Annotated in this window: 14 protein-coding genes; 6 read left to right on the forward strand and 8 right to left on the reverse strand. The window is 61.5% G+C overall.

Features of this window, described 5'->3' with window-relative positions:
* Positions 1-28 precede the first annotated feature (28 nt).
* On the forward strand, positions 29-1063 hold the full coding sequence (locus ACZ89E_RS24765; protein WP_133835591.1) for a type IV pilus twitching motility protein PilT: 1035 nt from the start codon (positions 29-31) through the stop codon (positions 1061-1063).
* Positions 1064-1193: 130 nt separating this feature from the next.
* Here ACZ89E_RS24765 and ACZ89E_RS24770 read toward each other — a convergent pair whose 3' ends face one another.
* Positions 1194-1814 carry a C40 family peptidase gene (locus ACZ89E_RS24770; protein WP_149659726.1) on the reverse strand — a complete coding sequence of 207 codons (621 nt, stop codon included), beginning with the start codon at positions 1812-1814 and terminating at the stop codon, positions 1194-1196.
* Positions 1815-2064: 250 nt separating this feature from the next.
* On the opposite strand from ACZ89E_RS24770, the gene ACZ89E_RS24775 reads away from it, so the two are divergent.
* The gene (locus ACZ89E_RS24775) at positions 2065-2487 is read left to right on the forward strand and encodes an NINE protein (protein ID WP_149659725.1); all 423 of its coding nucleotides are present in this window, start codon (positions 2065-2067) and stop codon (positions 2485-2487) included.
* 71 nt (positions 2488-2558) lie between these two features.
* Here the strand turns inward: ACZ89E_RS24775 and ACZ89E_RS24780 are convergent, their stop codons facing one another.
* The 7 genes from ACZ89E_RS24780 to gshB all read right to left on the reverse strand — a co-directional run bounded on the left by ACZ89E_RS24780 (position 2559) and on the right by gshB (position 8609).
* The gene (locus tag ACZ89E_RS24780) at positions 2559-3830 is read right to left on the reverse strand and encodes a dihydroorotase (protein WP_476256628.1); all 1272 of its coding nucleotides are present in this window, start codon (positions 3828-3830) and stop codon (positions 2559-2561) included.
* The gene (locus ACZ89E_RS24785; protein WP_007913665.1) at positions 3827-4831 is read right to left on the reverse strand and encodes an aspartate carbamoyltransferase catalytic subunit; all 1005 of its coding nucleotides are present in this window, start codon (positions 4829-4831) and stop codon (positions 3827-3829) included. The genes ACZ89E_RS24780 and ACZ89E_RS24785 overlap by 4 nt, the downstream gene beginning before the upstream one ends.
* Before the next feature lie 27 nt (positions 4832-4858).
* Positions 4859-5365 (reverse strand): bifunctional pyr operon transcriptional regulator/uracil phosphoribosyltransferase PyrR, encoded by a 507-nt coding sequence (gene pyrR, locus ACZ89E_RS24790; protein WP_476256629.1) that lies wholly within the window; start codon positions 5363-5365, stop codon positions 4859-4861.
* Between the two features lie 92 nt (positions 5366-5457).
* Positions 5458-5895: a Holliday junction resolvase RuvX gene (ruvX, locus tag ACZ89E_RS24795; protein ID WP_005792259.1), complete on the reverse strand. Its 438-nt coding sequence runs from the start codon at positions 5893-5895 to the stop codon at positions 5458-5460.
* Positions 5895-6467: a YqgE/AlgH family protein gene (locus tag ACZ89E_RS24800; RefSeq protein ID WP_123404202.1), complete on the reverse strand. Its 573-nt coding sequence runs from the start codon at positions 6465-6467 to the stop codon at positions 5895-5897. Before ACZ89E_RS24800 ends, ruvX begins: the two co-directional genes overlap by 1 nt.
* A 164-nt stretch (positions 6468-6631) precedes the next feature.
* Positions 6632-7531, reverse strand: a complete 900-nt coding sequence (locus tag ACZ89E_RS24805) for an energy transducer TonB (protein WP_476256630.1) — start codon at positions 7529-7531, stop codon at positions 6632-6634.
* Between the two features lie 106 nt (positions 7532-7637).
* Positions 7638-8609, reverse strand: a complete 972-nt coding sequence (gene gshB, locus ACZ89E_RS24810; RefSeq protein ID WP_476256631.1) for a glutathione synthase — start codon at positions 8607-8609, stop codon at positions 7638-7640.
* 225 nt (positions 8610-8834) lie between these two features.
* Here gshB and pilG point away from each other — a divergent pair, with 225 nt between their 5' ends.
* The 4 genes from pilG (at position 8835) to ACZ89E_RS24830 (ending at position 12429) form a co-directional block, all read left to right on the forward strand.
* The gene (gene pilG, locus ACZ89E_RS24815) at positions 8835-9239 is read left to right on the forward strand and encodes a twitching motility response regulator PilG (RefSeq protein WP_111448588.1); all 405 of its coding nucleotides are present in this window, start codon (positions 8835-8837) and stop codon (positions 9237-9239) included.
* A gap of 60 nt (positions 9240-9299) precedes the next feature.
* Complete coding sequence (pilH, locus tag ACZ89E_RS24820; protein ID WP_027926574.1) at positions 9300-9665, forward strand: twitching motility response regulator PilH; 366 nt, start codon at positions 9300-9302, stop codon at positions 9663-9665.
* Between the two features lie 10 nt (positions 9666-9675).
* Positions 9676-10230, forward strand: a complete 555-nt coding sequence (locus tag ACZ89E_RS24825; protein ID WP_149659720.1) for a chemotaxis protein CheW — start codon at positions 9676-9678, stop codon at positions 10228-10230.
* A 141-nt stretch (positions 10231-10371) separates the two neighbouring features.
* Entirely contained in the window at positions 10372-12429 is a 2058-nt protein-coding gene (locus tag ACZ89E_RS24830; protein WP_149659719.1) for a methyl-accepting chemotaxis protein, read from the forward strand.
* The last annotated feature ends 6 nt before the right edge of the window (positions 12430-12435 follow it).

Consider the following 12435-nt stretch of genomic DNA (forward strand, 5'->3'; position numbering starts at 1 on the left):
CGGCATTCTACTGGAATTGAGGAGCGCTATGGATATCACTGAGCTGCTGGCATTCAGCGCCAAACAGGGCGCGTCCGACTTGCACCTGTCTGCCGGCCTGCCACCGATGATTCGCGTCGATGGCGATGTGCGGCGGATCAATCTGCCGGCTCTGGACCAGAAACAGGTGCAGGAGCTGATCTACGACATCATGAACGACACCCAGCGGGTGGACTTCGAGAAGCATCTGGAAACCGATTTTTCCTTTGACGTGCCGGGCCTGGCGCGCTTCCGGGTCAACGCGTTCAACCAAAACCGGGGCGCCGGCGCCGTGTTCCGCACCATTCCGTCGAAGGTCCTGAGCATGGACGACCTTGGCATGGGCGATGTGTTTCGCAAGATTACCGACGCTCCCCGTGGCCTGGTGCTGGTGACCGGCCCGACCGGTTCCGGCAAGTCCACCACCCTGGCGGCGATGATCGATTACCTCAACAACCATCGCCATCACCACATCCTCACCATCGAAGACCCGATCGAGTTCGTGCATGAATCGCGCAAATGCCTGATCAATCAGCGCGAAGTTCACCGTGATACCCGCAGTTTCGCCACCGCCCTGCGCTCGGCGCTGCGCGAAGACCCGGACGTGATTCTGGTGGGCGAGATGCGCGATCTGGAGACCATTCGCCTGGCGTTGACGGCAGCCGAGACCGGTCACCTGGTGTTTGGCACGCTGCACACCACGTCGGCGGCGAAGACCATCGACCGAGTGGTGGACGTGTTTCCGGGGGACGAGAAGTCGATGGTGCGTTCGATGCTGTCCGAATCGTTGTTGGCGGTGGTGTCACAGACGCTGGTCAAGAAGATCGGCGGCGGGCGGATTGCGGCGCACGAGATCATGCTCGGCACGTCGGCGATCCGTAACCTGATTCGCGAAGACAAAGTGGCGCAGATGTACTCGTCGATTCAGACCGGGGGCAACCTGGGGATGCAGACGCTGGATATGTGCTTGAAGGAGTTGGTGACCAAGGGCTTGATCAGCCGCGAGCACGCGCGGGAGAAGGCGCGGTCGCCGGATAACTTTTGACAGATCCACAAACGCCTTCGCGGGCAAGCCTCGCTCCTACAGGATTGATATGTGCCGTGAAAATGGCGCATGACCTGTAGGAGCGAGGCTTGCCCGCGAAGGGGACCTCAAGAACGACGGAAGCTTCAAATCAACGCTGAACGACGCGCATCTGATTCGGTTCTTTCGGCAAAACCCGCTTGGCCACCACATAGTGGCTTTCCCAATACGGCTTCTTCAGCGTATCGATGGACACCGCTTTGCCACGACGTGGTGCGTGGATGAAGCGGTCGTTGCCCAGGTAGATGGCGACGTGGTTGACTCGACGGCTCTTGATGTTGAAGAAAATCAGATCGCCCGGCTTCAGATCCTTGCGATCGACTTTCTCGCCATGACCACTGGCCATCGCGTTGGACGTGCGCGGCAGGTCGAACGTAGCGTCGTTGAACGCGTATTTCACTAGGCCACTGCAATCGAACCCTTTACTTGGGCTGCTGCCGCCCCAACGGTAAGGAGTGCCGAGGACGTTCACGGCACGGCTCAACACGTTGCTGCTTTGCTTGGTCGCCATTGGCGGCACCAGCTTGCTGTTGGCGGTGGCCAGCGTGGTGGAGTGTTTGGCACTTTGCTTGTTTTTGCTCGAAGGAGCAGAAACATGGGATTTCGGGGTGTAACCATTAACGTTTGGAAGACGTTGCTCACGATTGGTGGCGTGGGCGGCCAGTGGCATCAAAAGGCAAATGGTTAGCCATGTCTTGAAAAATGGACGCATTAGGCAAGGCTCATATGGGTTAGCGCGCAACTTTATAACAGCTTTTTTGACCCTTCCGAGCCCGTTGGTCGATTGGACCTTGGAGTCAACGGAACCAAATAAGCGGTAAATTGACGCGATTGTCTGACAGAGGTCAGGTGGTATAAGGCTTTGACGGGAGTGAAGGTAGCATTTGCCATACGTCGGGTGCTCGTAAAAAAGTCACAAAGAATTCAACAATATTTATCTATCGTCTGAAACGAGGTCATCAATGAACAGCTATCGACACCCTGGCGAATACCAAGACACCCACAGCAAAGTCATTGGTTACCTGCTGTGGATTTTCGGTTTTACCGGGGCTCACCGCTTCTATTACGGCAAGCCGGTGACCGGGACGATCTGGTTCTTCACTTTCGGTTTGTTTGGCATCGGCTGGTTGATCGACCTGTTCCTGATCCCGGCCATGGACCGTGAGGCAGACCTGCGTTTTACCGCTGGGCCGATCGAATACAACGTCGCGTGGATCCTGCTGGCGTTTCTGGGGGTGTTCGGCGTGCACCGGATGTATCAGGGGAAGTGGATCAGCGGTTTGCTGTACCTGGTGACGGGCGGGGTGTTCTTTCTGGGGGTGTTGTATGACTTCTGGACGCTGAATGATCAGGTGTCGGTGCGTAACGCGCAGAGTCAAAGATAAGAGCGAAGATGATCGTTCCCACGCGGAGAGTGGGAACGATCAACGGGGGCAAGCCCCCTCGCCACAAGGTGTTAAGCCTGGTGGCAGATCCGCCCATCCACCAGGGTGTAACGCACCACGCCCGGCAAGCTGTGGCCAATGAACGGGCAGTTCTCGCCCTTGGACAGCCAGGTTTCACCGGCCACGGTCGAGGCCGCCGGGTCGAACAGCACGATATCCGCCGCACCGCCCACCGCCAACTTGCCCGCCGGCAAGCGCAAGGCGTCGGCTGGCCCTGCGCTCAAGCGCGCGAGCAGGGTCGGCAGATCGAGCAAGCCATCCTCCACCAAGGTCATCGCCAACGGCAGCAACAGCTCAACACTGCTGATCCCTGGCTCGGTGGCACCGAACGGCGCCAGTTTGGCGTCCCGCTCGTGGGGCTGGTGATGGCTGGAGATGGCCGAAACCACACCGGACTTCACCGCCGCCCGCAGGCCATCCCGGTCGGCGCGGGTGCGCAGCGGCGGCTGGACGTGATAAAGGCTGCTGAAGTCGATCAGCGCTTCGTCGGTCAGGATCAACTGGTACAGGGCGACATCGGCGGTCACCGGCAATCCACGCGCCTGGGCCTGAGCGATCAGGGCCACGCCGCGAGCGCTGGTGAGCTGGCTGAAGTGCGCACGCACGCCGCTTTGCTCGACCAGCAGCAGATCCCGGGCCAGGGCCACGGTTTCAGCGGTTTCCGGAATCCCCGGCAAGCCAAGGAAACTCGCGGTCGGGCCTTCATGGGCCAGGCCACCTTCGGCCAGGTCATGATCCTGAGAATTGAAAATCACCGTCAGGTCGAACGTCGCCGCATATTCCAGCGCCCGACACAGCGTGCGGGTGTTGCGGAAGCTCTCCAGACCGTTGCCGAAGGCCACGCAGCCGGCATCGCGCAACGCGACCAGCTCGGCCAGCTGCTCGCCGTCCAGGCCTTTGCTCAGGGCGCCAATCGGGAACACCTTGGTGTTGCCGGCCTCCCGGGCGCGGTCGAGGATCAGTTCGGCCACAGCCGAGGTGTCGAGCACCGGTTTGGTCTTCGGCGGGCAGCACAGGCTGGTCACGCCACCGGCGGCAGCGGCGCGGGTTTCGCTGGCAATCGAGCCTTTGCGGCTGTAACCCGGTTCGCGCAGGGCGACGTTCAGGTCAACCAGCCCAGGCGCGGCCACCAGGCCTTTGGCGTCGATGGTCTCGACCGGGACAAAACCGGCCGGCGCCGCGCCAAGGGCAACGATCTTGCAGGCTTCAACATGGATATCGGTAACTTGATCCAGCCCCGAGGCTGGATCGATGACGCGTGCGCCGAGAATGCTGAGCTTCACTGGGCGTTCTCCTGCTCGAATTGGCGCTGGGCTGTTTGCCCGCTCATGGCCATGGACAGCACGGCCATACGAATCGCAATACCGTAAGTCACCTGGTTGAGGATCACCGAGTGCGGGCCGTCGGCCACCGCCGACTCAATCTCCACCCCACGGTTGATCGGCCCCGGGTGCATGACGATGCAATCGGGCTTGGCCCCGGCCAGGCGCGCGGTAGTCAGACCGAACAGGCGGTAGAACTCGCCTTCGCTCGGCAGCAGGCCGCCGGTCATGCGCTCACGTTGCAGGCGCAGCATGATCACCACGTCGACGTCTTTCAGGCCTTCGGTCATGTCGGTGTAAACCTTCACGCCGTATTGCTCGATGCCGATCGGCAGCAGGGTTTTCGGCGCGATCACGCGGATGTCCGGGCAGCCGAGGGTTTTCAGCGCGAGCATGTTCGAGCGCGCGACCCGCGAGTGCAGGATGTCGCCGACGATGGCCACGGAGAGGTTTTCGAAGCCGCCCTTGTGCCGACGAATCGTCAGCATGTCGAGCATGCCCTGGGTCGGGTGCGCGTGGCGGCCGTCGCCACCGTTGATGATTGCCACTTGCGGGCAAACATGTTCGGCGATGAAGTGCGCGGCGCCGGAGTCACCGTGGCGCACGACGAACATGTCGGCGGCCATGGCTTCCAGGTTGCGCAGGGTGTCGAGCAGGGTTTCGCCCTTGCTCGCCGACGAGGTCGACACGTTCAGGGTGATCACGTCCGCCGACAGGCGTTGGGCCGCCAGTTCGAAGGTGGTGCGGGTGCGGGTGGAGTTCTCGAAGAACACGTTGCACACGGTCTTGCCGCGCAGCAACGGGACCTTCTTCACCGCCCGGGCGCCGACTTCGAGGAACGAGTCGGCTGTGTCGAGGATTTCCGTCAGCAACTCGCGGCGCAAACCGTCGAGCGAGAGGAAGTGGCGCAGCTGGCCCTGATCATTGAGCTGCAGCGGGCGCTTGGTATCTAGAGGCGTCATCGCGAGGGGGACTCTCAATAGGGCGGATTAAAGGGCGAGGTCTTGCAGTTCGAGCACCAGCGGTGACGGGCCGGACAGCTTCACCCGTTCGTGGGCCGCCAGTGACAGGGTCGCGCCCACCACGTTCGGGCGGATCGGCAGCTCGCCGGCGTCCAGGTCCAGCAGGCATACCAGCGTCACGCTGGCCGGGCGGCCATAGTCGAACAGTTCGTTCATGGCGGCGCGGATGGTGCGGCCGCTCATCAGTACGTCATCGATCAGCACCAGATCCTGGCCTTCGATCTCGAACGGCAGGGCCGACGGGCGCACTTGCGGGTGCAGGCCGTTCTGGCTGAAGTCGTCGCGGTAGAAGGACACGTCCAGGGTACCGAGGGGCGAGTCGCTGCCCAGTTCATCGAGCAAGGCCTGGGCGACCCAGACGCCGCCGGTACGAATACCGATGTAGCGCGGTTCACTGATGCCACGGTGTTCCAGGTGTGCCTTGAGACGGATCGCCATCTGGCTGATCAGTTCGGCGGGATTGGGCAGGCTCATGGTTGCTCCTTCTTGGGCCCGAGCCCTGCCTTTGAGTAAGGCGGCGTGGTTTGGCTCGGGTTGTCGCTATAGAGAGGCGTCGAGACGACTCTTCAGGATTCGAACAGTGCGGTGTTTTCGTCGAGCCAGCCTTGCAGCAGCAGCGCGGCGGCAATGGCATCGACCGGGTTGTCGCGGTAGCTGCCTTTTTGCCCGCCACGATCACGCCGCTCGCCCTTGGCTTCAAAAGTGGTCAGGCGTTCGTCGTGGGTATAGAAGGGCAGGTTGTAGCGGCCGTTGAGGCGGCGGGCGAACTTCTCGGCCCGCAGGCACATGTCGCTCGGCGTACCGTCCATGTTCAGCGGCAGGCCGACCACCACGGCGTCGGGTTTCCATTCCTTGATCAGGGCTTCGACCTGATTCCAGTCTGGGATACCGTTTTGTGCCTTCAAGGTGCACAGCTCGCGAGCCTGGCCGGTAATCACCTGGCCGACCGCCACGCCGATCTGTTTGGTGCCGTAGTCAAAACCCAGGATCAGTCGCAGGGCCATCAGGCGTGGCCCGCCTGGCTGGTCAGCAGGCTGAGGTTGACACCTAAGTGCCGGGCCGCCGCTTCGAGGCGCGATTCGCTGCTGGTATTGAAGAGGATGTCGGCGTTGTACGGGCAGGTCAGCCAGGCGTTGTCCGCCAGCTCGGCTTCCAGTTGCCCGGCTTCCCAACCGGCGTAGCCGAGGGTGATCACGCTTTTTGCCGGACCGACGCCGTCGGCGATGGCGAACAGCACGTCCTGGGAGGTGGACAAGGACAGCTCGCCTTCCAGATCAACGGTCGCCTGGAAGGTTTTCCCCGACGGATGCAGGACAAACCCGCGATCGGTCTGCACCGGCCCGCCGATAAAGATCGGCACATGCTGACAGAGCACGGGCGGCTCGATGTCAGGGCGCAGTTGCTCGAGGATATCGGCCAGGTTCAGTTCTTGCGGACGGTTGACCACCAGCCCCATGGCGCCATTGGCCGTGTGCTCGACGATGTAGGTCAAGGTGTGCGCAAAGTTCGGGTCGGCCATGTGAGGCATGGCGATCAGGAAGTGATGCTTGAGGTAGCTGGGGCTGACGTTCTTCATGAGCGCTAGTGTGGCGTTGGAGGGGCGAACTGACAAGCTGGGGATGTGTAGGAAATGGCTGCGCGGGTGTGTTTTTGATCTGGGTTTGCTTGAGGGGCCCTTCGCGGGCAAGCCTCGCTCCTACAGGAGCGAAGGCGTCGGCCCGATCACCACAAATCCATCGGTCAGTTACTGGAGAGCTTGTCCCCGCGCGCAAACTTCCACGTCCGAATGATTTCCAGCCGGTCGATGTCCGACAAATCCCCGGTAAACGGCGAAAACGGTGCCGCCAGCCGCACGATCCGCTGGGCCGCCTGGTCCAGCAACGGTTGCCCGGAGGATTCCAGCACCAGCACTTCGTACAGCGAGCCGTCGCGGTTGATCGAGACCATCAGGCGCAAGTTGCCGTAGATCTGCTTGCGTCGCGCTTCGTCGGGGTAGTTGAGGTTGCCGATGCGCTCGACCTTCTTGCGCCATTCGTCCTTGTACCAGGCGCCCTTGTCTTTCATGGTCGAGGCCGCGCTCAAGCGGTGGATGCGCGGGCGCTTGGCGTACAGCTGTTGTTCGTTGGCCAGTTCCGCTTCCAGGCTGGCAATGTCGCTGGACAGCTGCGAGCTGTCGAACGTCGGCGCGGCCACGGCGGGTTTGGGCGGGGTCTTGGGTTCTTCGTTCTTGGCCGGGGCTTTTTTCGGCTTCGGCGCGACGGTGGTCACCGCAGCCTTGGGCGCGGCTTCCGGCACTTCGGGCTTGGCTGCCGGCGGTGGAGTGACTTTCTGCACCTTGTTGTCCTGGAACGGCGCGACCTCGGTGGTCTTGGGAATCGCCTTTTTATCCAGGGTGCCGCTGCCTTGCTGATTTTCCTGGGCGAGGAAATCGGCTTTTTTCGGCTTGGTGTCGCTTTTGAAGGTGGCGAGGGTGATTTCCAGGGTTTTGCTGATCTGCTTGGGTTCGACCATGGAAAAGCCGACGCCCAACAGCAAGGCCAGGTGAATCAACGCCGCGAGAAACAGGGTAAAACCGAGGCGATCGGCCGGGCGCACGCCACGATGGGCGAGTTCAACGGGCAGATCGGACGGGAGCGTCATAACAGAAAAACCAACATCGCGTTTTTACGGGCTCGGCATGATAACGCAATGTTGGTTTTTAGCTTCAAGGTTCAAGCTTCAAGCGACAAGTTGCACGCCGAGCGCTTCAAACTTGCGGCTTGGAGCTTGCAACTTGCAGCTTCTTCTCGATCGCCTCCATCAGCATCCCACCGATATCGGTGCCAAACGCGTTATCAATCTCGCGAATGCAGGTCGGGCTGGTGACGTTGATTTCGGTCAGGCTCTCGCCGATCACGTCCAGACCCACGAACAACAGGCCTTTCTCACGCAGGGTCGGGCCGACCTGGGCGGCGATCCAGCGGTCCTTGTCGCTCAGCGGACGGGCTTCGCCACGACCACCGGCGGCGAGGTTGCCACGGGTTTCGCCCGCCGCCGGAATGCGCGCCAGGCAGTAATCCACCGGCTCGCCGTCGATCATCAGGATGCGTTTGTCGCCGTCCTTGATTGCCGGCAGGTAAGCCTGGCCCATGATCTGCTGGGTGCCCAGGGCGGTCAGGGTTTCGAGGATCACCGACAGGTTCGGATCGCCCGCACGGTGACGGAAGATCGAGGTGCCGCCCATGCCGTCCAGCGGCTTGAGGATCACATCGCCGTGCTTGGCGGCGAATTCACGCAACACGTCGGCGCGGCGGCTGACCACGGTCGGCGGCGTGCACTGCGGGAACAGCGTGGCGAACAGCTTTTCATTGCAGTCGCGCAGGCTCTGCGGCTTGTTGACCACCAGCACGCCCGCGCGCTCGGCTTGCTCCAGCAAGTAGGTGGAGTAAACGAATTCCATGTCGAACGGCGGATCCTTGCGCATCAGGATCACGTCCAGATCGCTCAGCAACGCGTCGGTCTCGGCTTCCAGTTCGAACCACTTCTCCGGGTTGGCGAACACCTTCAGCGGCCGCATCCGCGCCCGTGCTTCACCTTCGCCCTGGTACAAATCCTTCTGTTCCATATAGAACAGTTCCCAGCCGCGCTTCTGTGCGGCCAGCAGCATGGCCAGCGAGCTATCCTTTTTATAGGAGATGCTGGCGATAGGGTCCATGACAATCCCGACGCGAACGCTCATGGGTTTTTCCTCGAAATGGGGTGGTCCGAAAGGACACGAAAAAGTGGCGTCAGAGTGGCGCTGAGTGTGTTCCCGGTCAAGGAAAAACCACCGCGCCCGTCGGCCGATAGATTGGTCATTGAGACTGTGCTAAAAAGGTCGCCAAGTGCGACTGGCCCTTCACCATCAAGGGTTTGAAGCCGTCAAACGGACAAATTGATTCGCAAAGGCGACGGTAGAGCATTTATGGAACAGCATTCCAGCGCCTTGAAGGTCATGGTGATCGACGATTCGAAGACGATTCGCCGCACCGCCGAAACGCTGCTGAAAAACGTGGGCTGTGAAGTCATCACCGCCGTCGATGGTTTCGATGCGCTGGCCAAGATTGCCGACAATCACCCGGGCATTATCTTTGTCGACATCATGATGCCGCGCCTGGATGGTTATCAGACCTGCGCTTTAATCAAGAACAACAGTGCGTTCAAGTCCACGCCAGTGATTATGCTGTCGTCCAAGGACGGGTTGTTCGACAAGGCCAAGGGGCGCATCGTCGGCTCCGACCAGTTTTTGACCAAGCCTTTCAGCAAGGAAGAACTGCTGAACGCGATCCAGGCCCATGTTCCGGGCTTCGCCGCCGTTTTGCCGCAGTAGGACACGCACAGTGACGCTCGGCCAACGGGCCCGGCGTCGACAAGAAGAATGGGGAAGACCATGGCACGTATTCTGATCGTCGATGATTCGCCGACCGAAATGTACAAACTGACCGGCATGCTGGAAAAGCACGGTCATGAAGTGTTGAAAGCCGAAAACGGCGCCGACGGCGTGGCGCTGGCCCGCCAGGAAAAACCCGACGCCGTGCTGATGGACATCGTCATGCCCGGCCTCAACGGTTTCCAGGCCACCCGCCAGTTGACCAAAGACCCGGACACCGGGCACATCCCGGTGATCATCATCACCACCAAGGATCAGGAGACCGACAAGGTCTGGGGCACCCGCCAGGGCGCCAAGGACTACCTGACCAAACCGGTCGACGAAGAAACCCTGATCAAGACCCTGAACAACGTGCTGGCCGGTTGATCGCCCGGTCATGAGCGAGTCGCTGACGGCTTTCGAACTGCTGCTGCAGATCGACCAGCGTTGTCGCGTGCTGGCCGCAGACCTGCCGTCCCAGCCGTCGCGACAGGACAACTGGAGCGGCATCGGTTTTCGCCTGGGCGAGCACTGGTACGTCGCGCCGATGGGCGAAGTCAGCGAAGTCCTGCATGAACCGCGCTACACCCAACTGCCGGGGGTCAAGCCTTGGGTCAAGGGCGTGGCCAACTTGCGCGGGCGGTTGTTGCCGATCATGGATGTGTGCGCTTTCTTTTCTGATCAAGAGCTCGGTCATGAGCTGTCGGCGGTGCGCAAGCAGCGGCGGGTGTTGGTGGTGGAATACAAAGACGTATTCGCCGGGTTGATGGTCGATGAAGTCTACGGTTTGCAGCACTTTGCCCAGGACAGCCTGGAAGCGGTGCCGCCGAACGAGATCAGCGGCGCGATGGACGCGTTCGTCCAGGGCCGGTTCCAGCGGGAACAGAGCTGGCAAGTGTTCAGCCCGTTTGCGTTGGCGCAGTCCCAGGATTTCATGCATGTGGCGGTGTAGGCACCGCAATCCCGTAGGAGCGAGGCTTGCCCGCGAAGGCGTCGTGTCAGTCGACATTAATGTTGAATGAATAACCGCTTTCGCGGGCAAGCCTCGCTCCTACAGGGGATGGGTTGAATTGGGCAGTACAGGCGAGGACCGATGACAAAAGCAAAAACAGGCACCCCCGAAGGGTCCCGCAGCCGTTCGCAGATCATCGTGCTGTTTATCGCGCTGATCATCTTCATCATGCTGCTGTTCGCCAACTTCGCTTACCTCAACACCCAGGCCACCTACGACAAGCAGTACATCGGCCACGCCGGTGAGCTGCGCGTGCTGTCCCAGCGCATCGCCAAGAACGCCACGGAAGCCGCCGCCGGCAAGGCTGCCGCGTTCAAGTTGCTCAGCGATGCGCGCAACGACTTTGCCCAGCGCTGGGGTTACCTGAAAAAGGGCGACCCGAGCACCGGCCTGCCGCCCGCGCCGTCCACCGTGCGCCCGGAAATGCGCGCCGTGCAGCTGGACTGGGAACGCCTGCTGAAAAACACCGACGCCATTCTGTCCAGCGAACAAACCGTGCTGTCCCTGCATCAGGTCGCCGCGACCCTGGCCGAAACCGTGCCGCAGTTGCAGGTCGAGTACGAAAAAGTCGTCGAAATCCTCCTGCAGCGCGGTGCCCCGGCAGCTCAGGTCGCGATGGCCCAGCGTCAATCGCTGTTGGCTGAACGGATTCTCGGCGCGGTGAACACGGTGTTGTCCGGCGACGAAAACTCGCAGCAGGCCGCCGACGCCTTCGGCCGCGATGCCGCCCGTTTCGGTCAGGTGCTCAACGGCATGCTCCAGGGCAACCCGGCGCTGAAAGTCAGCCAGGTCGAAGACAAGGATGCTCGGGCGCGCCTGACCGAAATCTCCGAACTGTTCGAATTCGTCTCCGGCTCGGTGGATGAAATCCTCGAAACCTCGCCGGAACTGTTCAAAGTCCGCGAGTCCGCCACCAGCATCTTCACCCTGTCGCAAACCCTGCTCGATGAAGCCTCGCACCTGGCCACCGGTTTCGAAAACCTCGCGGGCGGGCGCAACACCGACACCATCGGCGGCTACGTGCTGGGTTTGCTGGCGCTGATGTCGATCATCCTCATCGGTCTGGTGATGGTTCGCGAAACCAACCGCCAGCTCCAGGAAACCGCCGAGAAGAACGAGCGCAACCAGAACGCGATCATGCGTTTGCTGGACGAAATCGAAGACCTGGCCGACGGCGACCTGACCGTGACCGCTTCGGTGACCGAAGACTTCACCGGGACCATCGCCGACTCGATCAACTATTCCGTCGACCAACTGCGCGACCTGGTGGCGACCATCAACCTCACCGCCGGCCAGGTCGCCGCCGCCGTGCAGGAAACCCAGGCCACCGCCATGCACCTGGCCCAGGCCTCGGAGCATCAGGCGCAGCAGATTTCCGAAGCCTCCACGGCAATCAACGACATGGCGCAGTCCATCGATCAGGTCTCGGCCAACGCTGCCGAATCCTCCGCGGTGGCCGAGCGTTCGGTGGAAATCGCCAACAAGGGCAACGAGGTGGTGCACAACACCATCCACGGCATGGACAACATCCGCGAGCAGATCCAGGACACTGCCAAACGCATCAAGCGCCTGGGCGAGTCTTCCCAGGAAATCGGCGACATCGTCAGCCTGATCGACGACATTGCCGACCAGACCAACATCCTCGCCCTCAACGCAGCCATTCAAGCCTCCATGGCCGGTGACGCCGGGCGCGGCTTTGCCGTGGTCGCTGACGAAGTGCAACGGCTGGCCGAACGTTCGTCCGCCGCGACCCGACAAATTGAAACCCTTGTCCGGGCGATCCAGACTGATACCAATGAAGCGGTGATTTCCATGGAGCAGACCACCACCGAAGTGGTGCGTGGCGCGCGGCTGGCGCAGGATGCCGGGGTGGCCCTGGAAGAAATCGAAGGCGTATCGAAGACCCTGGCGGCGCTGATCCAGAGCATTTCCAACGCCGCGCAGCAACAGACGTCGTCCGCCGGGCAGATTTCCCTGACCATGAACGTGATCCAGCAGATCACCTCGCAGACTTCGTCCGGCTCCACGGCGACCGCCGAGAGCATCGGCAACCTGGCAAAAATGGCCAGCCAGTTGCGGCGCTCGGTGTCGGGTTTCACCTTGCCGACCGAGCCCAAGCCGGCCACGGACAAGGCTTGAACCGCC

It is taken from the genome of Pseudomonas sp. TE3899 (assembly GCF_056279105.1).